18 protein-coding genes are annotated in these 21,290 nt (G+C 61.0%); 12 read left to right on the forward strand and 6 right to left on the reverse strand.

What is annotated here, in order from left to right; all coding sequences use genetic code 11:
• Positions 1-124: 124 nt before the first annotated feature.
• Together JN524_RS12930 and JN524_RS12935 are read left to right on the forward strand one after the other, a co-directional pair.
• The gene (locus JN524_RS12930) at positions 125-1,330 is read left to right on the forward strand and encodes an aminotransferase class V-fold PLP-dependent enzyme (RefSeq protein ID WP_202369580.1); all 1,206 of its coding nucleotides are present in this window, start codon (positions 125-127) and stop codon (positions 1,328-1,330) included.
• The gene (locus JN524_RS12935) at positions 1,327-1,737 is read left to right on the forward strand and encodes a SufE family protein (RefSeq protein ID WP_202369581.1); all 411 of its coding nucleotides are present in this window, start codon (positions 1,327-1,329) and stop codon (positions 1,735-1,737) included. Before JN524_RS12930 ends, JN524_RS12935 begins: the two co-directional genes overlap by 4 nt.
• A 144-nt stretch (positions 1,738-1,881) precedes the next feature.
• Here JN524_RS12935 and tcdA read toward each other — a convergent pair whose 3' ends face one another.
• Positions 1,882-2,700 carry a tRNA cyclic N6-threonylcarbamoyladenosine(37) synthase TcdA gene (gene tcdA, locus JN524_RS12940; protein ID WP_003222099.1) on the reverse strand — a complete coding sequence of 273 codons (819 nt, stop codon included), beginning with the start codon at positions 2,698-2,700 and terminating at the stop codon, positions 1,882-1,884.
• Between the two features lie 382 nt (positions 2,701-3,082).
• Between tcdA and JN524_RS12945 the strand changes: the two genes are divergently transcribed.
• The 4 genes from JN524_RS12945 to JN524_RS12960 all read left to right on the forward strand — a co-directional run bounded on the left by JN524_RS12945 (position 3,083) and on the right by JN524_RS12960 (position 8,290).
• Entirely contained in the window at positions 3,083-5,671 is a 2,589-nt protein-coding gene (locus JN524_RS12945) for a glycosyltransferase (protein ID WP_202369582.1), read from the forward strand.
• Positions 5,672-5,876: 205 nt separating this feature from the next.
• Positions 5,877-7,028, forward strand: coding sequence for a succinyl-diaminopimelate desuccinylase (gene dapE / locus JN524_RS12950; RefSeq protein WP_202369583.1), 1,152 nt, complete (start codon positions 5,877-5,879; stop codon positions 7,026-7,028).
• Positions 7,028-7,837 (forward strand): putative RNA methyltransferase, encoded by an 810-nt coding sequence (locus JN524_RS12955; protein ID WP_202369584.1) that lies wholly within the window; start codon positions 7,028-7,030, stop codon positions 7,835-7,837. Before dapE ends, JN524_RS12955 begins: the two co-directional genes overlap by 1 nt.
• 75 nt (positions 7,838-7,912) lie before the next feature.
• Complete coding sequence (locus JN524_RS12960; RefSeq protein ID WP_007964251.1) at positions 7,913-8,290, forward strand: hypothetical protein; 378 nt, start codon at positions 7,913-7,915, stop codon at positions 8,288-8,290.
• A 93-nt stretch (positions 8,291-8,383) separates the two neighbouring features.
• Here the strand turns inward: JN524_RS12960 and JN524_RS12965 are convergent, their stop codons facing one another.
• Entirely contained in the window at positions 8,384-8,593 is a 210-nt protein-coding gene (locus tag JN524_RS12965) for a cold-shock protein (protein WP_003222087.1), read from the reverse strand.
• Positions 8,594-8,831: 238 nt separating this feature from the next.
• Here JN524_RS12965 and plsB point away from each other — a divergent pair, with 238 nt between their 5' ends.
• The 4 genes from plsB to JN524_RS12985 all read left to right on the forward strand — a co-directional run bounded on the left by plsB (position 8,832) and on the right by JN524_RS12985 (position 13,273).
• Positions 8,832-11,330: a glycerol-3-phosphate 1-O-acyltransferase PlsB gene (plsB, locus tag JN524_RS12970; RefSeq protein ID WP_202369585.1), complete on the forward strand. Its 2,499-nt coding sequence runs from the start codon at positions 8,832-8,834 to the stop codon at positions 11,328-11,330.
• Between the two features lie 97 nt (positions 11,331-11,427).
• Positions 11,428-12,054, forward strand: coding sequence for a hypothetical protein (locus JN524_RS12975; RefSeq protein WP_237403038.1), 627 nt, complete (start codon positions 11,428-11,430; stop codon positions 12,052-12,054).
• A 109-nt stretch (positions 12,055-12,163) separates the two neighbouring features.
• Positions 12,164-12,562: a YbaY family lipoprotein gene (locus tag JN524_RS12980; RefSeq protein WP_202369586.1), complete on the forward strand. Its 399-nt coding sequence runs from the start codon at positions 12,164-12,166 to the stop codon at positions 12,560-12,562.
• Positions 12,563-12,583: 21 nt separating this feature from the next.
• Complete coding sequence (locus tag JN524_RS12985; protein WP_202369587.1) at positions 12,584-13,273, forward strand: DUF4197 domain-containing protein; 690 nt, start codon at positions 12,584-12,586, stop codon at positions 13,271-13,273.
• Between the two features lie 63 nt (positions 13,274-13,336).
• Here the strand turns inward: JN524_RS12985 and JN524_RS12990 are convergent, their stop codons facing one another.
• The 3 genes from JN524_RS12990 to JN524_RS13000 all read right to left on the reverse strand — a co-directional run bounded on the left by JN524_RS12990 (position 13,337) and on the right by JN524_RS13000 (position 18,930).
• Positions 13,337-13,732 (reverse strand): DUF6124 family protein, encoded by a 396-nt coding sequence (locus JN524_RS12990; RefSeq protein WP_202369588.1) that lies wholly within the window; start codon positions 13,730-13,732, stop codon positions 13,337-13,339.
• 1,022 nt (positions 13,733-14,754) lie between these two features.
• Entirely contained in the window at positions 14,755-17,823 is a 3,069-nt protein-coding gene (locus JN524_RS12995) for an efflux RND transporter permease subunit (RefSeq protein ID WP_202369589.1), read from the reverse strand.
• 6 nt (positions 17,824-17,829) lie between these two features.
• On the reverse strand, positions 17,830-18,930 hold the full coding sequence (locus JN524_RS13000; protein ID WP_202369590.1) for an efflux RND transporter periplasmic adaptor subunit: 1,101 nt from the start codon (positions 18,928-18,930) through the stop codon (positions 17,830-17,832).
• A 94-nt stretch (positions 18,931-19,024) separates the two neighbouring features.
• Here JN524_RS13000 and JN524_RS13005 point away from each other — a divergent pair, with 94 nt between their 5' ends.
• Positions 19,025-19,660, forward strand: a complete 636-nt coding sequence (locus JN524_RS13005) for a TetR/AcrR family transcriptional regulator (protein ID WP_150370358.1) — start codon at positions 19,025-19,027, stop codon at positions 19,658-19,660.
• 129 nt (positions 19,661-19,789) lie between these two features.
• On the opposite strand, the gene JN524_RS13010 is transcribed toward JN524_RS13005, so the two are convergent.
• Positions 19,790-20,572, reverse strand: coding sequence for a class I SAM-dependent methyltransferase (locus tag JN524_RS13010; protein WP_115986519.1), 783 nt, complete (start codon positions 20,570-20,572; stop codon positions 19,790-19,792).
• A 93-nt stretch (positions 20,573-20,665) separates the two neighbouring features.
• On the opposite strand from JN524_RS13010, the gene JN524_RS13015 reads away from it, so the two are divergent.
• Complete coding sequence (locus JN524_RS13015) at positions 20,666-21,286, forward strand: energy transducer TonB (protein WP_123587365.1); 621 nt, start codon at positions 20,666-20,668, stop codon at positions 21,284-21,286.
• Positions 21,287-21,290: the final 4 nt, after the last annotated feature.

Below are 21,290 nucleotides of genomic sequence, written 5' to 3' on the forward strand. Positions count from 1 at the left end.
CGCAGGCACTTGTGGGAGCGAGCCTGCTCGCGAAGGCGTCCTTGAGGTCGCAAAAAGCTTCGCGAGCAGGCTCGCTCCCACAGTGCCTTGTGTACACCCCGCCCAAGTTCACAGGGCTGAACAGATGATGATTCCCTCCCCGTGGCGCGCCGACTTTCCGGCCATCGCCGCCCTGCAACGGCAAGACCAGACCTATCTGGACAACGCCGCCACCACGCAAAAACCCCAGGCCCTGCTCGACGCATTGACGCATTACTACGCCAACGGCGCGGCCAATGTGCATCGTGCGCAGCATCTGCCCGGCGCCCACGCGACGCAGGCGTTCGAAGACAGTCGGCTCAAGGTTGCCCAGTGGCTGAATGCCGGTGACAGCGGGCAGATCATCTTCACCCATGGCGCCACCAGCGCGCTGAATCTCCTGGCCTATGGCCTTGAGCATCTTTTCCATCCGGGCGATGAAGTTGTCATCAGCGCCCTGGAGCATCACGCCAACCTGCTGCCGTGGCAGCAACTGGCACAACGGCGCGACCTGAAACTGGTGATCCTGCCGCTGGACGCCGACGGCGTGATCGACCTCGGCGCCGCCGTGCGTTTGATCACCCCGCGCACTCGCTTGCTGGCGGTCAGTCAGCTGTCCAACGTGCTCGGTGCCTGGCAACCGTTACCGGCGCTGCTGGCGATGGCCAAGGCGCAGAACGCGCTGACCGTGGTCGATGGCGCACAAGGTGTGGTGCACGGTCGCCACGACGTGCAGGCGCTGGGTTGCGACTTCTACGTATTTTCCAGCCACAAGCTGTACGGCCCCGATGGCCTCGGCGTGCTGTTCGGGCGCAACACCGCACTTGAGCAACTGCAGCCGTGGCAGTTCGGCGGCGAAATGGTGCTGGAAGCCAACTATCACGATTCACGCTTCCGCCCTGCCCCGCTGGGTTTCGAGGCGGGCACGCCGCCGATTGCCAGCGTGATCGGCCTCGGCGCGACCCTCGATTATCTGGCTGGCCTGGATCAGGACGCGGTGTCGGCCCATGAAGCGGCGCTGCACGCTTACCTGCTGCAAGGCCTCGCCGCGCGCAACGGCATTCGTCTGCTGGGCAAGCCGCAATTGGCGCTGGCGAGTTTTGTCGTCGAGGGCGTGCACAACGCCGATCTGGCGCACTTGCTGACCGAGCAAGGTATCGCCGTGCGCGCCGGGCATCACTGCGCCATGCCGTTGCTGAAAAGCTTTGAGCTGGCCGGTGCTATTCGTGTGTCGCTGGCGCTGTACAACGACTCCGAGGATCTGGAGCGTTTCTTTGACGCGCTGGATCAGGCCCTGGAGTTGCTGCGATGAGCCTGCCTCTTGCCGCCGCCGAAGCGTTACAGACCTTTCAGAATGCCGCCGGCTGGGAACAACGGGCGCGGTTGCTGATGCAGTTTGGCGATCGTCTGCCGCCGCTGGATGACGCGGACAAATGCGAAACCAACCGCGTGCATGGCTGTGAGAGCCAAATGTGGCTGGTGGGTGAGTTGCAGGACGGTCACTGGCAGTTCAGCGCTGCCAGCGATGCGCGGATGATTCGTGGGTTGGTGGCGTTGCTGCTGTTGCGGGTCAACAGTTTGAGCGCTGCCGAGTTGCAGCAGGTGGATCTGCCCGAGTGGTTCAATCAACTGGGACTTTCGCGGCAGTTGTCGCCGTCGCGCAGTAATGGCTTGAATGCTGTGCTCAAACGCATGAATGAGTTGGCCACCACCCTGTAGGAGCTGCCGCAGGCTCGGGCCGCGATCGGACGATCTTTTGATCTTGTTTTTTAAAATCAGGATCAAAAGATCGCAGCCTGCGGCAGCTCCTACAAGGGAGTTGTGGGAGTTGGCTTGCCAGCGATGAGGCCCTCAGCCCCTGCATCAAACCTGAGGCTTGACCCGATCCGCCGGGCGCCGCACACCCGCCACAATCTTGTCCACCGCCTTGGTCGCCGCGACCATGCCGAACGTCGCCGTGACCATCATCACCGCGCCAAACCCGCCGGCGCAGTCGAGCTTCACCCCGTCGCCGACAAAACTCTTCTGCAAACAGATGCTGCCGTCCGGCTTCGGATAGCGCAGTTGTTCGGTGGAGAACACACACGGCACGCTGTAATGGCGAGTCACGGTACGCGAGAAACCGTAGTCGCGGCGCAGGGTCGAGCGCACTTTCGAAGCCAGCGGGTCGTTGAAGGTACGGTTGAGGTCGCAGACCTGAATCAGCGTCGGATCGATCTGCCCACCCGCGCCGCCAGTGGTGATGATCTGGATCTTGCGGCGTTTGCACCAGGCGATCAGTGCAGCCTTGGCGTTGACCGCGTCGATGCAGTCGATCACGCAGTCGATGTTCGGCGTGATGTACTCGGCCATGGTGTCGCGCGTCACGAAGTCCGCCACCGCATGCACGGTGCAATCCGGGTTGATCCCGCGCAGGCGCTCGGCCATCACCTCGACCTTGGGCTTGCCGACGGTGCTGTCCAGTGCGTGCAACTGGCGGTTGGCGTTGCTGACGCAGACGTCGTCGAGGTCGAACAGCGAAATCTCACCGACGCCACAGCGAGCCATGGCTTCCGCCGCCCAGGAGCCGACGCCACCGACGCCGACAATCGCCACATGGGCCGCACGCAGGCGCTCGAGGCCCTCGATGCCATACAAACGGGCGATGCCTGCAAACCGCGGATCTTCTGTACTCATGACCATTACCCCAAAAACCGGCGCGCATTATAGGGCCGTCGGCGGACAAGAGCATCTTTGACGCTATGAACGGTGAACGCAGCCGTTTTCACACAACCTTTGTGGCGAGGGAGCTTGCTCCCGCCGGGTCGCGAAGCGGCCCTTGAAAAGCGGACTGCTTCGCAGTCCGGCGGGAGCAAGCTCCCTCGCCACGGGAATTGCTATAACTGAATAACAAAGTTTTCTCTTACAAGCTGTTACTAAAGAACTTAAATCAGGTTGGACTGCCCAATGTCGGGCATTTTCCTGCCCGGTGTACGAGCAGTGAACTGCCGGTGTAGGATTCGCGCCCTTTTGGCGTAAGCCGATCCGTTCCTTCGTTCCACAGCCTTTGGAACCCGAAATAGCTATGTCATCGCGTAAATTTGGTCTCAACCTGGTGGTGGTTCTGGCAATCGCCGCCCTGTTCACCGGTTTCTGGGCGCTGATCAACCGCCCGGTCTCCGCGCCCAACTGGCCGGAGCAGATCTCCGGTTTCTCTTATTCGCCATTCCAGCAGGGCCAATTCCCGCAGAAGGATCAGTATCCGACTGACGACGAAATGCGCCGCGACCTGGAGATCATGAGCAAGCTGACGGACAACATCCGCATCTACTCGGTCGATGGTTCGCTGCAGGACATCCCGAAACTGGCGGAAGAGTTCGGTCTGCGCGTGACCCTCGGGATCTGGATCAGCCCCGATCAGGAACGCAACGAGCGGGAAATCCAGCGCGCCATCGAACTGGCCAATACCTCGCGCAGCGTGGTTCGCGTGGTGGTCGGTAACGAAGCGATCTTCCGCAAGGAAATCACTGCCGAGCAACTGAGCGTGCTGCTGGATCGGGTGCGCGCAGCGGTGAAAGTGCCGGTGACCACCTCCGAGCAGTGGCACGTCTGGGAAGAACACCCGGAACTGGCCAGGCACGTCGACCTGATCGCTGCGCACGTCCTGCCGTACTGGGAATTCATTCCGGTCGACAAGGCCGGGCAGTTCGTCTTCGACCGCGCCCGCGACCTGAAAAAGCTGTTCCCGAAAAAACCGCTGCTGCTGTCCGAAGTCGGCTGGCCGAGCAACGGGCGCATGCGCGGTGGCGCCGATGCGTCGCCGGCGGATCAGGCGATCTACCTGCGCACGCTGGTCAACAAGCTCAACCGTCAGGGCTTCAATTACTTCGTGATCGAAGCCTTCGACCAGCCGTGGAAGGCCAGTGACGAAGGTTCGGTGGGCGCTTACTGGGGCGTGTTCAACGCCGCGCGCCAGCAGAAATTCAACTTCGAAGGCCCGGTCGTCGCCATCCCGCAATGGCGCGTGCTGGCCATCGGTTCGGTGGTGCTGGCGCTGTTGTCGCTGACCCTGCTGATGATCGACGGCTCGGCCCTGCGCCAGCGTGGCCGCACCTTCCTGACCTTTATCGCGTTCCTTTGCGGTTCGGTGCTGGTGTGGATCGGTTACGACTACAGTCAGCAATACAGCACGTGGTTCAGCTTGACGGTGGGTTTCCTCCTGGCACTGGGTGCGCTCGGGGTGTTTATCGTGTTGCTGACCGAAGCGCATGAACTGGCCGAGGCGGTCTGGACACACAAGCGCCGGCGTGAATTCCTGCCGGTGGTGGGCGATTCGGACTACAGACCAAAAGTCTCGATCCACGTCCCTTGCTACAACGAGCCGCCGGAGATGGTCAAACAGACCCTCGATGCCCTGGCCGCCCTCGATTACCCGGACTACGAAGTCCTGATCATCGACAACAACACCAAAGACCCGGCCGTCTGGGAGCCGGTGCGCGACTACTGCGCAACCCTCGGCCCGCGCTTCAAGTTCTTCCACGTTGCGCCATTGGCCGGGTTCAAGGGCGGTGCGCTGAACTACCTGATTCCGCACACCGCCAAGGACGCCGAAGTGATCGCGGTGATCGACTCCGACTACTGCGTGCATCCGAACTGGCTCAAGCACATGGTGCCGCACTTCGCCGATCCGAAAATCGCCGTGGTGCAATCGCCGCAGGACTATCGCGACCAGAACGAAAGCACCTTCAAGAAGCTCTGCTACGCCGAATACAAAGGCTTCTTCCACATCGGCATGGTCACCCGCAACGACCGCGACGCGATCATTCAGCACGGCACCATGACCATGACCCGGCGTTCGGTTCTGGAAGAGCTGGGCTGGGCCGACTGGTGCATCTGTGAAGACGCCGAGCTCGGTCTGCGCGTGTTCGAAAAAGGCCTGTCGGCGGCGTATTACCACGACAGCTACGGCAAGGGTCTGATGCCGGATACGTTTATCGACTTCAAGAAGCAGCGTTTCCGCTGGGCCTACGGCGCAATCCAGATCATCAAGCGCCACACCCGCAGCCTGCTGCGCGGCAAGGATACCGAGCTGACCCGTGGCCAGCGTTACCACTTCCTCGCGGGCTGGTTGCCGTGGGTCGCGGACGGCATGAACATCTTCTTCACCGTCGGCGCCCTGCTGTGGTCGGCGGCGATGATCATCGTGCCGCAACGGGTCGATCCGCCGCTGCTGATTTTCGCGATCCCGCCACTGGCGCTGTTCGTGTTCAAGGTCGGCAAGATCATCTTCCTCTACCGTCGCGCCGTCGGCGTGAACCTCAAGGATGCGTTCTGCGCGGCACTGGCCGGGCTGGCGTTGTCGCACACCATCGCCAAAGCGGTGCTGTACGGCTTCTTCACCAGCAGCATTCCGTTCTTCCGCACACCGAAAAACGCCGACAACCACGGCTTCTGGGTGGCGATTTCCGAGGCTCGCGAAGAGCTGTTCATCATGCTGCTGTTGTGGGGCGCGGCGCTGGGGATCTACCTGGTGCAGGGCATACCGAGCAACGACATGCGTTTCTGGGTAGCAATGCTGCTGGTGCAGTCGCTGCCATACCTGGCCGCGCTGATCATGGCGTTCCTCTCGTCGCTGCCAAAACCTGCGACAGCGCCTGAACCGGCCGCCGCTTGATCAGTTATTGTTGAACGTCAAACGGCGGCCTTCGGGTCGCCGTTTTGCATTAGAATGGTCGCCTTTTTCAATGCCAACACATCCTGTAGGAGCTGCCGCAGGCTGCGATCTTTTGATCTTGCTGTAGATTTTCAAAAACAAAATCAAAAGATCGCAGCCTGCGGCAGCTCCTACAGGTTTACCGTGCGCACCCCGGAGTTATTACATGACGGCCCACGCCGACCTTTCGCCGACCCTCCAACTCGCCATCGACCTGATCCGCCGTCCGTCCGTGACGCCGGTCGACGCCGATTGCCAGAAGCAGATGATGCAGCGCCTGGGCGATGCCGGTTTCACCCTGGAGCCGATGCGCATCGAAGATGTGGATAACTTCTGGGCCACCCACGGCAACGACGACGGCCCGGTGCTGTGCTTCGCCGGCCACACCGACGTGGTGCCGACCGGTCCGGCGACCGCCTGGCAGATCGACCCGTTCAACGCCGTGATCGATGAACACGGCATGCTCTGCGGCCGTGGCGCAGCGGACATGAAAGGCAGCCTGGCGTCGATGACCGTGGCCGCGGAGCGTTTCGTCGCCGACTACCCGAATCACAAGGGCAAGGTCGCGTTCCTCATCACCAGCGACGAAGAAGGCCCGGCACACCACGGCACCAAAGCGGTGGTTGAACGTCTGGTCGCGCGCAAGGAACGCCTGGACTGGTGCATCGTCGGCGAACCGTCGAGCACCACGCTGGTCGGTGACGTGGTGAAAAACGGCCGTCGTGGCTCGCTGGGCGCCAAGCTCACCGTGCGCGGGGTGCAGGGTCACGTGGCCTACCCGCATCTGGCGAAGAACCCGATTCACCTCGCCGCCCCGGCGCTGGCCGAACTGGCCGCCGAGCACTGGGACCACGGCAACGATTTCTTCCCGCCGACCAGTTTCCAGATTTCCAACCTCAACTCGGGCACCGGCGCGACCAACGTGATCCCGGGTGATCTGGTGGCGGTGTTCAACTTCCGCTTCTCCACCGAATCCACCGTCGAAGGCCTGCAGAAACGCGTGGCCGACATCCTCGACAAACACGATCTGGACTGGCACATCGACTGGGCGCTGTCCGGTCTGCCGTTCCTCACCGAGCCGGGCGCGCTGCTCGACGCGGTGTCATCGAGCATCAAGGACATCACCGGCCGCGAGACCAAGGCGTCGACCAGCGGCGGTACCTCCGACGGCCGTTTCATCGCGACCATGGGTACCCAAGTGGTTGAGCTGGGCCCGGTCAACGCGACCATTCACCAGGTCAACGAACGTGTGCTGGCCGCCGATCTCGACGTACTGACCGAGATTTATTACCAGACTCTGATCAAGTTGCTCGCCTGATGCTCGCGTGCCCGATCTGCAGTGAACCGCTGAACAGCGTCGACAACGGCGTGGTCTGCCCCGCCGGCCACCGCTTCGACCGTGCGCGTCAGGGCTACCTGAATCTGTTGCCGGTGCAGCACAAGAACAGCCGTGACCCTGGCGACAATCAGGCGATGGTCGAGGCGCGCCGCGACTTCCTGAACGCTGGGCATTACGCTCCGGTGGCCAAGCGTCTGGCCGAACTGGCGGCAAGTTATGCGCCGGCACGCTGGGTCGATATCGGTTGCGGTGAGGGTTACTACACCGCACAGATCGCCGAGGCCCTGCCGGACGCCGATGGCTACGCACTGGACATCTCGCGCGAGGCGGTGAAACGCGCCTGCAAGCGTAATCCGGCGCTTACCTGGTTGATCGCCAGCATGGCCCGCGTGCCGTTGGCGTCGGGCAGTTGCCAGTTTCTCGCCAGCGTGTTCAGTCCGCTCGACTGGGAGGAAGCCAAGCGTCTGCTCAGCGTTGGCGGCGGCCTGATGAAGGTCGGCCCGACCAGCGGCCACCTGATGGAACTGCGCGAACGCCTGTACGACGAAGTGCGCGAATACACCGACGACAAGCATCTGGCCCTGGTGCCCGAAGGCATGGCGCTGGCGCACAGCGAAACCCTGGAATTCCAACTGACGCTGGACAAGCCCGAGGATCGCGCCAACCTGTTGGCGATGACGCCCCACGGCTGGCGCGCCAGTGCCGAACGCCGCGCCGCCGTGATCGAACAGGCCGAGCCGTTCGTGACCACCGTGTCGATGCGCTACGATTATTTCGTTCTTCAATAACTTTTGGTCTCGGGCAAGTGCCCGGGGCCGGCTAAATCCGCGAATGGATTTTTCAGACCCGCAGTGAGGACATCCATGCGCCAACCGGATATCGAGATTTACCTGAAAGACGCCGACGTCGACCACAAGGCGATTTCCGCCTGGCTCGGTGAGGCTCTGGGCCCGTGCAGCGACTGGGTACAGAAAGGCCAGACCTACAAGTGCAAGGCCGGCAACATCCCGGTGACCTGGTTGCCGAAAGCCGTGGGCAAATGGAACAGCCTGTACCTGGAAAGCGACGCGACCCCATGGGACGACGACATCGCCTGCGCCCGTGCAGCCTTCGCCGCGCTGAACGTCGAAGTGCGTTGCGCACCGGGAACGTGGGTCGAGGAAGAAGGCGAGGAAACGGCTGATCGCTGGATTCGCATCAGCGCCGACGGTGAAGAAGAGATCACCTGGAAAACCGCCTGAAAGCAAAAGATCGCAGCCTTCGGCAGCTCCTACAGGGGAACGCATTCCAAACTGTAGGAGCTGCCGCAGGCTGCGATCTTTTGATCTTGAAAGTTACAGACCTACCACATCCTCAGCCTGCAACCCCTTCTCGCCGGTCACCACCGCATATTCAACCTGCTGACCTTCAGTCAGCGAGCGATGCCCCTCACCGCGAATCGCGCGGTAGTGCACGAACACGTCCACCCCGTCGTCGCGCTGAATGAAGCCGTAGCCCTTGGCGTCGTTGAACCACTTCACATTGCCGGTTTCACGTGTTGCCATCTGTTCATACTCCTTTTTTATTATTGAACAGGCTTTTCGCAGGAAAGCCTTTGCGGAACGTCAGACTGCGTCCGACGTCCATAAAAGGGCCTCGGCGACAGATTGCCGAGTATATGACAGGCGCAAAAAGTCTCAACAGGAGATTACTTCGCCGCTTTTTTGCCGATTTTCGGTGAATACGGCAAACTGTCGACCTCCCGAGCAAACGCTCGGTTTTATTCACTCACGCAGAAGCCGTATGACCCGTTCCCCGTTCCGCCGTCTTGTGTTTGGCACCTTGCGCCGACTGTTGTACCTCTGGGTTCGCTCGGAGACGATCAACCAGTCGTCGTTCACCCTCAACCTCGACCGCAGTCGTCCGGTGTTCTACGTCTTGCAAAACCCCTCGCTCACCGATCTGGCGGTGGTCGACACCGAGTGCACCAAGGCCGGTCTGCCGCGTCCGGTGCTACCGGTGTCAGTCGGGCCATTGATCGAACCGGCGGCGTTTTTCTATCTGACGCCGGACCCTGACTGGCTCGGTCGTCAGGACAAGCGCGGCGCACCGCCGACCCTGACCCGTCTGGTCAGCGCCCTGACCCAGAACGCTGCCGAAGACGCGCAGATCATTCCGGTCAGCGTGTTCTGGGGCCAGTCGCCGGACAGCGAAAACAGTCCGTGGAAGTTGCTGTTTGCCGACAGCTGGGCCGTCACCGGGCGTCTGCGCCGACTGTTGAGCATCATCGTTCTGGGGCGCAAGACTCGCGTGCAGTTCTCCGCGCCGATTCACCTGCGCGAACTGATCGAGCACAACAAGGGCCACGAACGCACCGTACGCATGGCCCAGCGCATCCTGCGCGTGCACTTCCGCAACCTCAAAGCCGCGGTGATCGGCCCGGACATTTCCCACCGCCGTAACCTGGTCAAGGGCCTGCTCAACCAGCCACTGGTCAAGCAAGCGATCGTCGAAGAGGCCGAGCGCGAGAACATCTCCCTGGAAAAAGCCAAGGCTCAGGCGTTGCGCTACGGCAACGAGATCGCCTCGGACTACACCTACACCGCGATCCGTTTCCTCGAAGTGGTGCTGAGCTGGTTCTGGAACAAGATCTACGACGGGATCAAGGTCAACCACATCGAAGGCGTGCAGAAGGTCGCCCAGGGTCACGAAGTGATCTACGTGCCGTGCCACCGCAGCCACATCGACTACCTGCTGCTGTCGTATCTGCTGTTTCGCAACGGCCTGACTCCGCCGCATATCGCCGCCGGGATCAACCTGAACATGCCGGTGATCGGCAGCCTGCTGCGCCGTGGTGGCGCGTTCTTCATGCGCCGCACTTTCAAGGGCAATCCGCTGTACACCTCGGTGTTCAACGAATACCTGCACACCCTGTTCACCAAAGGCTTCCCGGTCGAATACTTCGTCGAGGGCGGCCGCTCGCGCACCGGGCGCATGCTGCAACCGAAAACCGGGATGCTCGCGATCACGATGCGCAGCTTCCTGCGCTCGTCGCGCATGCCGATCGTTTTCGTGCCGGTGTACATCGGCTACGAGCGCGTTCTTGAAGGCCGTACTTACCTCGGCGAACTGCGTGGCGCGAGCAAGAAGAAAGAGTCGATCTTCGACATCTTCAAAGTCATCGGCGCGCTCAAGCAGCGCTTCGGTCAGGTCGCGGTGAACTTCGGCGAGCCGATCAAACTCGCGGAGTTCCTCGACAGCGAACAGCCAGACTGGCGCCAGCAGGAACTCGGCCCGCAGTACAAACCGGCATGGCTCAACGAAACCACCAACCGCCTCGGCGAGAAAGTCGCGCAGCACTTGAACGAAGCAGCGGCGATCAACCCGGTCAATCTGGTGGCGCTGGCGCTGCTGTCGACCACCCGCCTGGCACTTGACGATCGGGCCATGGCGCGGGTGCTGGATCTGTATCTGGCGCTGCTGCGCAAAGTCCCGTACTCGCCGCACACAACCCTGCCGGAAGGCGATGGCCGCGCGCTGATCGAGCATGTGAAGGACATGGATCTGCTGTCCGAGCAGAACGATGCGCTGGGCAAGATTCTCTATCTGGACGAGCAGAACGCCGTCCTGATGACCTACTACCGCAACAACGTGCTGCACATCTTCGCCTTGCCGGCGCTGCTGGCGAGCTTCTTCCAGAGCACCTCGCGCATGAGCCGCGAGCAGATCCTGCGCTACAACCGCGCGTTGTATCCGTACCTGCAGGCGGAGCTGTTCATTCGCTGGTCGCTGGAAGAACTGGACGGCGTGGTCGATCAATGGCTGGAAGCGTTCGTCGAGCAAGGCCTGCTGCGTTTCGAAAAGGACGTGTACATGCGCCCGGCGCCGAGTTCGCGGCACTTTGTGTTGCTGACCCTGCTGTCGAAAAGCATCGCCCAGACCTTGCAGCGTTTCTACATGACCGTGTCCCTGCTGCTCAACAGCGGCCAGAACAGCATCAGCGCCGAAGAGCTGGAGGACCTGTGCACGGTCATGGCACAGCGCCTGTCGATCCTCCACGGTTTGAACGCCCCGGAGTTCTTCGACAAGAGCCTGTTCCGCCACTTCATCCAGACCCTGCTCGACCTCGACGTGTTGCGCCGCGACGAAGCGGGCAAGCTGAGCTACCACGAACTGCTCGGCGAACTGGCCGAAGGCGCGGCCAAACGCGTGTTGCCGGCGGAGATCCGTTTGTCGATTCGTCAGGTGGCGCTGCACCGCAGTGAGGATGCCGCGGAAACAGCGGACGCACCACCAGTTTGAAACTTGCCGACAACTAACGGGGATGTACTTCAATGGCCCCGTTAGTTGACTCATGGATTAATAGGCTCAATCCACCAATCACGATACGGATATCGAGATGAGCCTGTTAATCGAAGAAACCTGCGCAGTAATCCTGGACTTCCGTCTACCACCCGAATTCCGCGCACCTGCCGATGGTGTCAATGAAACCATTGTCAGCATCAAAGTATTCAATTCCCAATCGCCTGTTAACATCAAGGACTGGCACCGTGCTTCGATCTTCGACGCCGGCTGGAAATTTGACTTCCCTCATCACTACGGCGATGTAGGCGTCAGGTACCAAGTCAATGTGCAGATCCTTCATGACCAAATACCGTTGCTGATCGAGCAGGACTACTTCGTCACTGTCAACAGCACTCCCCATCGCCAAACCCTGCACCTGAGCCCGATCGGTTTTCTATATGTCGAGGCTCAAGAAGCCGAAATTGTTGCGCCAGAAGAAGCTGTCACCATCAGTCTGCATGAAGCAGAGTCTCCCGACGTAGAGCTGGCAAGTGTCAAACAGGACGAACAGTCAGTCTCCGGGTTTTATCTGAAATATGATCCTGACAGCGTTATACCCGGTAAGCGCTATGCACTGACGGGTATTGAAAACCGCTACCATCAACGTCTTAGGATTTCGCCTGAACAAGTAGAACTGGTTCCCGCGATGCCAATACAAGCGCGCAGTCGTTTCAAAAATTGATGCAGTGGCTGGAAAAACCCTTACGTTTGTTCACTGACGCTGGCGCCAGAATCCGCTAGATTTGCTTCGGCGCCGGGATTCTTCCGGCGCGAAAGTCTCAGAGGTCCCGATGAAAAAACTCACCCTTCTCGCCGCAGCCACCCTGTTGAGCGCCTGCCAGTCGACCACCCCCGCCGGCAAGGTCGGCCTCGACGGCGAAGTGTTCTACCTGCAACGCATCGCCCTGCCACCGAGCGCGACACTGAGCGTGAGCCTGCAGGACGTGTCGCTGGCCGACGCCCCGGCGGTGGTCCTCGACGAACAGAAAGGCCCGGTCAAAGGCCAGGTGCCGCTGCCGTTCCATTTGAACTACGATCCGGCCCAGGTCAAACCGGGTCACCGCTACTCGGTCAGCGCGCGCATTGAAGTCAACGGCGAGCTGATGTTCATCACCACCGAAAACCACGCCGTGCAACTGGACGGCAACGATCCGCAGCCGCTGAAAATCCGCGTCGACGCGATTCGCTAATTGTCTTTCAAGGAAGCTGCCATGTTCCGCCCCACCCTTCGCTTCGCCGGCCTGTGCGCGGGCCTGATGATCTCTGCCAGCGCTCTGGCACTGTCGCTCAGCGACCTCTCGCAACAAGACGCCACCGGCGGCCTCAAGGATGCCCTGACCCAAGGCGCACAAATCGCCGTCAAACAACTCGGCACCCCGGGCGGTTTCAGCAACAACCCGGACGTTAAAATCGAACTGCCGGGCAAACTCGGCAAAGTCGCCGGCAAGATGAAAGCCTTCGGCATGGGTGCCCAGGTCGACGAACTCGAAACCGCCATGAACAAGGCCGCAGAAAGCGCCGTGACCCAGGCCCAACCGATCCTCGTCGACGCCGTGAAAAAAATGACCGTGGCCGACGCCAAGGGCATCCTCAGCGGCGGCACCGACTCGGCCACCCAATACCTGGACAAAACCAGCCGCGAACAGATCCGCGCCAAGTTCCTGCCCATCGTCAAACAAGCCACCGACAAAGTCGGCGTCGCGCAAAAGTACAACGCCTTCGCCGGCCAGGCCGCGACCCTGGGGGTGGTGGATGCGAAGAGCGCCAACGTCGAAAACTACGTCACCGAACAAGCGCTCAATGGCCTGTTCGAAATGATCGGCAAACAGGAAGAAACCATCCGCAAGAACCCGGCTGCTGCGGCGACGGGCCTTGCGAAGAAAGTGTTCGGCACCTTGTGATTTTTGCCGCTGCACGCAAAAGCCCGCTGAACCGGTGAAGGTCAGCGGGCTTTTTGTTGCGTGTCAGCCTTGCGGATCGACTTGATCGAGGACGCGGTTAACCGACAGCTCAGCGAGCGAAATCATCTGCTGGATACCGAGAAGCTGACTGCACGTCGGACCGCTCAGGGTAAACGCCAACTCACTGGCCATGACATTGGCCGAGGCCAGCGTTTCACAGGCATGGGCGAGCAAGGTTTCGGAATCGACTTCGGGGATGACAGTGAAGATTGTGCTGGGCTGAGTGACGGGTTTGGGCTGTTTTTCAGGCTGGGGCAGGAGGTAGTGATCGAGCGCACGCAGGGCTGCGTCGTGGAGCTTGCGCGAGTCGAGGAAGGCGTAGGGAGAGACGGGGTCGGTTGGTCGTTCGGGGGTGGTTTCGGGTGCGGATTCGGGGGGATTGGGGGTGTGTTTGAACATGGTGGAACTCCTGAAGTAGTGGAGCCGCCACCATTCGCTGCGAAACGAATGTAAGGTGGCAGCTGTACGCAGGTTCGCAGACCGGGACTTCAGGCACCCGGCATACCCGAAGGTATCCCGCGCACAACCGCCATGACACAGGCATAAAAAAGCGCCCGCTTTCGGATGGTGGACGCTGTGCGTCTGAAGTTTAACCGGGCTGCGAAACCCGGTCGCTGATTTTTGCAGCGACACACTCAGGCTAGAGATCGCGCTTCCGACGGGCAACCTGAAAACCTTGTGGGAAGGTTCTGGTTTTCTCCAACCCCCTTAAACACAACCAGACTCAATGTAGGAGCTGCCGAAGGCTCGGGCCGCCATCGCTGGCAAGCCAGCTCCCACAAGATCAAGATCAAAAGATCGCAGCCTTCGGCAGCTCCTACAGGGGATTGGGTGTGGTCTGTTGGAGGTGGGGCGGCTGTCAGGCCGCGATCGCTGGCAAGCCAGCTCCCACAAGATCAAGATCAAGATCAAGATCAAGATCAAGATCAAGATCAAGATCAAAAGATCGCAGCCTTCGGCAGCTCCTACAGGGGATTGGGTGTGTGGCTCTCAGGCCGCCATCGCGAGCAGGCTCACTCCTACAGAAAAGCAAAAGCCGACCACATGCTTTTCACCACTCAATGGCCGAGTGTCAGCTCGCCGAAAGCTTTTGATCTTGCCGTGCCGGCCCCTTCGGCAGGCTGAGTGGAGGGGTTTATCCGGGGGTGGGAGCGCAGCGACCGTTCGACGAAGTCGAACACATCGAGAGGAGGTGCAGCGAAGCAAACCGGAGGCGATGCCCCCGGATGAACCCCGCAACGAAGGAACCCGAGCCTAAGCGAGGGCCGTACGCCGGGGCCCAGCCTTTTGGTTACTTTTCGGCGTCTGGAAAAGTGACTCGCCGTAAGGGCGAAACCGCCAGCGGCAGCACCCGAAGCAACGGATATACACCCAAAACCCCAGGAACATGGTCGGCCCAAAGGCCGCCAAGTCCAAAACCCTCACCCCTCCCGACGCACTCGGAACCAGGCCGCATACAAAGCAGGCAAAAACAAAAGCGTCAAAGCCGTAGCCACAATCAACCCCCCCATGATCGCCACCGCCATCGGCCCGAAAAACACACTGCGCGACAAAGGAATCATCGCCAGCACCGCCGCCAAAGCCGTCAACACAATCGGCCGAAACCGCCGCACCGTCGCCTCGATAATCGCCTGCCAAGGCTTAAGACCAGAGGCAATATCCTGCTCGATCTGATCCACCAGAATCACCGAGTTGCGCATGATCATCCCCGACAGCGCGATCGTCCCCAGCATCGCCACAAACCCGAACGGCTGGCGGAATACCATCAGAAACAACACCACCCCGATCAACCCCAGCGGCGCCGTCAGAAACACCATCGCCGTGCGCGAGAAACTGCGCAATTGCACCATCAGCAACGTCAGCACCACCACGATGAACATCGGCACCCCGGCATTCACTGACTTCTGCCCACGCTCCGAATCTTCCACCGTACCGCCAACATCCAGCAGATACCCGTCAGGTAATTCGGCACGGATCGGATCCAGCGTCGGCTCGATCTGCTTGACCAGCGTCGCCGGCTGCTCCTTGCCGTAAATGTCGGCACGCACTGTCACGGTCGGCAGACGATTACGGTGCCAGATGATCCCTTCCTCAAACCCGTACTCCAGCGTGGCGATCTGCGACAGCGCCACACTGCGACCGTTATCGGTCGGCACCGCCAGACTCGGCAGCAACGACAACTCGGTACGCTCATGCACGGTGCCGCGCAGCAGAATCTCGATCAACTCGTTGTCCTCGCGGTACTGGCTGACACTTGAGCCGGTCAGCGAGCTCTGGAGGAATTTCGCCAGATTGGCCGTGCTCACACCGAGCGCCCGGGCACGATCCTGATCAATGTTCAGGTACACCACTTTGCTCGGTTCTTCCCAGTCCAGGTGCACATTGACCACGTGCGGGTTCTCGCGCACCTTGGCCGCCACTTTGCGCGCCAGCGCACGGACTTCCTCGATGTGTTCACCGGTGACGCGGAACTGCACCGGATAGCCAACCGGCGGACCGTTTTCCAGACGCGTGACCCGCGAACGCAGAGTCGGGAATTGCTCGTTAAGGGTCTCGATCAACCAGGTGCGCAGAGTCTCGCGCTCCTCGATGTTTTTCGCCAACACCACAAACTGGGCGAAGCTCGCCGCCGGCAGTTGTTGATCCAGCGGCAGGTAGAAACGCGGCGAACCGGTGCCGACATACGCCACATAGTTATCGATGCCGGCGTGTTCCTTGAGCATCGCCTCCAGGCGTTTGACCTCGGCCGTGGTGTTGGCCAGCGACGCCCCTTCAGCCAGCTTCAGATCGACCATCAACTCCAGTCGATTGGAGGCCGGAAAGAACTGCTGCGGGACGAAACGGAACAGCATCACCGACGCGATGAACAGACCTACGGTCAGCACAATCACCGTTTTGCGGTGCGCCACGCACCACTCCACCAGACGTCGAACCCGTTGATAAAACGGCGTGCCATACGGGTCGGCCTGGCCGTCAGTCGTGCCGTGTTTAGCCGCATGAATCTTTGCCAGATCCGGCAGGAGTTTTTCACCCAAATAGGGCACGAACATCACCGCCGCCACCCAAGAGGCGAGCAACGCGATGGTCACCACCTGGAAGATCGAACGTGTGTATTCACCGGTGCCGGACTGCGCGGTGGCAATCGGCAGGAAGCCGGCAGCGGTGATCAGCGTACCGGTGAGCATCGGGAACGCGGTACTGGTCCAGGCGTAGCTCGCAGCCTTGATCCGGTCGAAACCCTGCTCCATTTTGATCGCCATCATTTCCACAGCGATGATCGCGTCGTCCACCAGCAAGCCCAGCGCCAGCACCAGCGCGCCGAGGGAGATCTTGTGCAGACCGATGCCGAGGTAATACATGCAGGCAAAGGTCATCGCCAGCACCAGCGGAATGGTCAGCGCGACGACCATCCCGGTGCGCACGCCAAGGGAGAAGAAGCTCACCAGCAACACGATTGCCAGCGCCTCGACCAGCACCTGGACGAACTCGCCCACACCGGTTTTCACCGCCGCCGGCTGGTCGGACACCTTGCGCAGTTGCATGCCGGCCGGGAGGTTTTTCTGCAGGCGCGAGAACTCGCCTTCCAGCGCTTTGCCCAGCACCAGAATGTCGCCACCATCCTTCATCGCTACTGCGAGGCCAATGGCGTCCTCGCCCATGAAGCGCATGCGCGGCGCCGGTGGATCGTTGAAACCGCGATGCACATCGGCGACATCGGAGATGCGGAACGTCCGATCACCGACGCGGATCGGGAAGTTCTTGATCTCCTCGACCGTCTGAAAATTCCCCGAGACCCGCAATTGCACGCGCTCGCTGCCGGTTTCGAAGAAGCCGGCGGTGGACACCGCGTTCTGCTCTTGCAGCGCTTGCTGTACAGCCGCCAGTGGCAAGCCCAAGGTCGCCAGCTTCACATTGGAAAGTTCGACCCAGATCTTCTCGTCCTGCAAACCGAGCAGATCGACCTTGCCGACATCCTTGACCCGCTGCAGCTGGATCTGGATGCGGTCGGCGTAATCCTTGAGCACCGCGTAGTCGAAACCGTCTCCGGTCAGCGCATAGATGTTGCCGAACGTGGTGCCGAATTCATCGTTGAAGAACGGTCCCTGAATATCCGGCGGCAAGGTCTGGCGAATGTCGCTGACCTTCTTGCGCACCTGATACCAGAGCTCAGGGATTTCCTTGGAATGCATCGAGTCGCGGGCAATGAAGGTAACCTGCGACTCGCCCGGGCGGGAGAACGACACGATGCGTTCGTACTCGCCGGTTTCCATCAATTTCTTTTCGATGCGTTCGGTGACCTGGCGCGAGACTTCCTGCGCAGTCGCCCCCGGCCAGCGGGTCTGGATGACCATAGCCTTGAAGGTGAACGGCGGGTCTTCGCTCTGGCCGAGCTTGGTGTAGGACAACGCGCCGACGATGGCCAGCAAAAGCATCAGGAACAGTACGATCTGGCGATTACGCAGCGCCCATTCAGAAAGGTTGAAGCGCATCGGGACTTACTCCTTGTCCGCCAGATTGACCACTCGGTTGGAGCGATCCACAGGCCGCACCTGCTGACGTTCGAGCAATACGTGAACGCCGGCGGCGACTACCCAGTCGCTGGCGTTGAGGCCTTCGAGCACCGGCACGCTTTTCTCGCCGAACGGGCCGATGCGCACCGGGGTCTTTTTCAGGGTGTTGTTGGCGCTGACGACCCAGACGTAGGTCGCGCCGTTTTCCGCGGTGAGCGCCGAGAGCGGCACCGACAGCGGCACGGCATCCGCCGATTGCACAAACACCCGGGCGCTCTGGCCGAGTTCCGCCGGGACTTTGCCACTGGTGAACGAGATGCGCGCGGCGAAGGTGCGGGATTTCGGGTCGGCTGCCGGCGACAGTTCACGAATCTGCCCGGCGAAGCGCTGGTTCTGCTGGGTCCACAGTTCAACGGTCACTGGCTGGCCGACCTTGAACCGCCCGAAGCTCTGCTCCGGCAGGCTGATCGACACTTCGCGCTCGCCATCAGTAGCGAGGGTGAACACGGTTTGCCCGGCGGCAACCACTTGCCCGACTTCCACCGAACGCTTGGCCACCACGCCGTCCTGCGGCGCGCGCAACACGGCGTAACTGGCCTGGTTGGTCGAGACGTTGAATTCGGCTTTGATCTGCTTGAGGCGCGCCTCGCCGGAGCGGTAGAGGTTTTCCGCGTTGTCGTAGGCCGAACGGCTGACCATCTGCCGCTCCATCAGCGTCTTGTAGCGGTCACGCTCGGCGCGCACCAGATTCAGATTGGCTTCGGCGGCGGCGACCTGTGCGCGGGTGGCTTCCAGTTGCAGGCGCACATCCTGCGGATCGAGCTCGGCCAGTGGCTGATCGGCCTTGACGCGCTGGCCTTCCTCGACCAGTCGTCGGCTGACTTTGCCGCCAATGCGGAATGCCAGATCGGGCTCGTAGCGGGCACGGACCTCGCCCGGATAACTTTCCATCGCCTGCGCCGAAGGCTCTGGCTGCACCACCATGGCCGGTCGAACGCTGACTTGCGTCGCCTCTTCCTGACCGCATGCGGACAATAAAACAGCCAGGCTGACTGGCACGGCAAACGACAACGCATGGCGGAACATGGTGACGGACCTTTCGCTAATGGTGCTTGGAATATTTATACTGGCCGGTATGGTATTAATAGCAAACTCACCAGTCCAGTATTAAAAGCGAAGAATGTCGAACAATCTTGCAGCTCCAAACGGCCCGGGCCGTCCGAAGGATCCGGCCAAGCGCCGGGCGATCCTCGACGCGGCGAAAACCCTGTTTCTGAGTCACGGCTACGCCAACACCAGCATGGACGCGGTCGCCGCCGAGGCCGGCGTGTCGAAACTGACGGTTTACAGCCACTTCAACGACAAGGAGACACTGTTCTCCTCCGCGGTGATGGCCAAATGCGAGGAGCAGTTACCGCCGCTGTTCTTCGAATTGCCCGCCGGAATCCCCGTGGAAAATGTGTTGCTGAACATTGCCCGAGGCTTTCATCAACTGATCAACAGCGACGAGTCGGTGAATCTGCATCGCTTGATGATGGCGCTGGGCACGCAGGATCCGAAGCTGTCACAGATTTTCTTCGAGGCCGGTCCCGAGCGCATGGTGCAAGGCATGGAGCGGCTGCTCAAACGCATCGACGAGACCGGCGCGCTGAGCATCGACCTGCCGCGTAATGCGGCCGAGCATTTCTTCTGCCTGCTCAAGGGCGCGGGGAATTTTCGTTTGCTGTATTGCTGCGGTGAGCCGCTGAGCGAAGAGGCGGCAGAGAGTCATGTGCAGGAAGTGGTGGGGTTGTTCATGCGGGCGTATCGGCCCTGATTTTTTAGCGCCTGTTCTGACGTCATCGCTGGCAAGCCAGCTCCCACAGGGATCGTGCTGAACACAAATTGTGCGAACGACACAAAAACTTGTGGGAGCTGGCTTGCCAGCGATTAAGGCGACGCGGTCTCAGGCCTTGAGCGCTTTCTTCGGGTAGATGTCATACCGACTGGATTTGCCATCCAGCGCATGGCTCGGCTTCGGCCCCTCGATGCACGGCGCCTTGCGTGGGCGCTTGACCACCACCCGGTGCGTCGCCAATGCCAGCGCCGCCTCCAGCAACGCCGGTGCATCCGGATCATCCCCGACCAGTGGCCGGAAAAGGCGCATTTCCTTCTTCACCAGCGCGGTTTTCTCGCGGTGCGGGAACATCGGGTCGAGGTAGATCACCTGCGGCGGCTCGCCTTCCCAGTTGCGCATGACCTCGATCGAGTTGCCCTTGAGCAGCTTCATGCGCGCGACAATCGGCGCCACATCGAAATCTTCCGCCGCCCGCGCCAGACCATCCTCCAGCAACGCGCCGATCAACGGCTGACGCTCGATCAGGCTCATCTCGCAACCCAGACTGGCCAGCACGAACGCATCCTTGCCCAGCCCCGCTGTGGCGTCCAGCACCCGTGGGCGCACGCCTTGAGCGATGCCGACCGCCTTGGCGATCATCTGCCCGCTGCCGCCGCCGTACAGACGCCGATGCGCCGCGCCGCCCTCGACAAAGTCCACCCGCACCGGCCCTGGTGCATCCGGGCCGAGCTGCTGCAGCTGCAAACCCTGCTCGCCGACCTGCAAGGCAAACTCACCGTCGTCCACCTGCAGCGGCAGGCCCAGACGCTCGGCCCACTGCTCGGCTTGCGCTTCAAACGTCGGACCGAGGGCCTGGACATGGATGCGGCAGGCCGCGGGTTGCTCAATCATGAAAACACGCTCAAAAAAGTTAAGGATCGGCAAAAAGTGGCCGATAAACCAATCAACGCGCATTTTGCCAGAGCTGAGCGTCAACCGAAAAAAATGTCAGGCATTCTTCCCACATCGATTGGCTACATTTCGCCCAAGGGTGACTTCAGCCGTCATAACACTCAAGCATTGGGCGGCGTCAGTCACCTGTGGCAGGATTTCTTTGCCCAGGCGATGGCCGAACAAACGAGTGATGTGGTGCCGGCCTGTGGCACCTTTCCACCGGTTGACCTGAACAGCCCGGAAGAACCGACCCTGGGCAGCGAGCTGCACGCGCACATCGTCGAGCAGCGTCAGTGCGATGTGGTCGACACCGAAGTACGTCCGCCGGAGCCGCTGTTCCTGCCGATCGCCGAGTTCGAAACCGATCTGCTGGACAAGCCGTTCCCACCGTTCCCGCCAGAAGAACTCAAGGCTCAGCAAGAGCAGCAGGACTTCGACAGCAGCTGGGTCCGTCCAATCGTGATCAACAATGGTCAGCCGCTTCCCGAGCCTGGCCCGGCGCCACAGAAGAAGCCGCTGTACCTGCCGATTGCCGAATTCGACCTCGACCTGCTGCAAAAACCTTATCCACCGTTCCCGCCGGAAGAAATCGTCGAGCAGCAGAAGGCTTTGGACTTCGATAACGGTTGGGCGCGCCCGATCGTGTTGCAGAACCTGCGCCTCGCCGCCTGATCCC

Source organism: Pseudomonas sp. MWU318, assembly GCF_016756945.1.
GTDB classification, from domain to species: domain Bacteria; phylum Pseudomonadota; class Gammaproteobacteria; order Pseudomonadales; family Pseudomonadaceae; genus Aquipseudomonas; species Aquipseudomonas putida_A.

Bases quoted from the DNA above. Each gene is read 5' to 3' on its own strand.
- JN524_RS12930 (WP_202369580.1), top strand. From the start codon at position 125: ATGATGATTCCCTCCCCGTGGCGCGCCGACTTTCCGGCCATCGCCGCC.
- JN524_RS12935 (WP_202369581.1), top strand. From the start codon at position 1,327: ATGAGCCTGCCTCTTGCCGCCGCCGAAGCGTTACAGACCTTTCAGAAT.
- tcdA (WP_003222099.1), bottom strand. From the start codon at position 2,700: ATGGTCATGAGTACAGAAGATCCGCGGTTTGCAGGCATCGCCCGTTTG.
- JN524_RS12945 (WP_202369582.1), top strand. From the start codon at position 3,083: ATGTCATCGCGTAAATTTGGTCTCAACCTGGTGGTGGTTCTGGCAATC.
- dapE (WP_202369583.1), top strand. From the start codon at position 5,877: ATGACGGCCCACGCCGACCTTTCGCCGACCCTCCAACTCGCCATCGAC.
- JN524_RS12955 (WP_202369584.1), top strand. From the start codon at position 7,028: ATGCTCGCGTGCCCGATCTGCAGTGAACCGCTGAACAGCGTCGACAAC.
- JN524_RS12960 (WP_007964251.1), top strand. From the start codon at position 7,913: ATGCGCCAACCGGATATCGAGATTTACCTGAAAGACGCCGACGTCGAC.
- JN524_RS12965 (WP_003222087.1), bottom strand. From the start codon at position 8,593: ATGGCAACACGTGAAACCGGCAATGTGAAGTGGTTCAACGACGCCAAG.
- plsB (WP_202369585.1), top strand. From the start codon at position 8,832: ATGACCCGTTCCCCGTTCCGCCGTCTTGTGTTTGGCACCTTGCGCCGA.
- JN524_RS12975 (WP_237403038.1), top strand. From the start codon at position 11,428: ATGAGCCTGTTAATCGAAGAAACCTGCGCAGTAATCCTGGACTTCCGT.
- JN524_RS12980 (WP_202369586.1), top strand. From the start codon at position 12,164: ATGAAAAAACTCACCCTTCTCGCCGCAGCCACCCTGTTGAGCGCCTGC.
- JN524_RS12985 (WP_202369587.1), top strand. From the start codon at position 12,584: ATGTTCCGCCCCACCCTTCGCTTCGCCGGCCTGTGCGCGGGCCTGATG.
- JN524_RS12990 (WP_202369588.1), bottom strand. From the start codon at position 13,732: ATGTTCAAACACACCCCCAATCCCCCCGAATCCGCACCCGAAACCACC.
- JN524_RS12995 (WP_202369589.1), bottom strand. From the start codon at position 17,823: ATGCGCTTCAACCTTTCTGAATGGGCGCTGCGTAATCGCCAGATCGTA.
- JN524_RS13000 (WP_202369590.1), bottom strand. From the start codon at position 18,930: ATGTTCCGCCATGCGTTGTCGTTTGCCGTGCCAGTCAGCCTGGCTGTT.
- JN524_RS13005 (WP_150370358.1), top strand. From the start codon at position 19,025: ATGTCGAACAATCTTGCAGCTCCAAACGGCCCGGGCCGTCCGAAGGAT.
- JN524_RS13010 (WP_115986519.1), bottom strand. From the start codon at position 20,572: ATGATTGAGCAACCCGCGGCCTGCCGCATCCATGTCCAGGCCCTCGGT.
- JN524_RS13015 (WP_123587365.1), top strand. From the start codon at position 20,666: ATGTCAGGCATTCTTCCCACATCGATTGGCTACATTTCGCCCAAGGGT.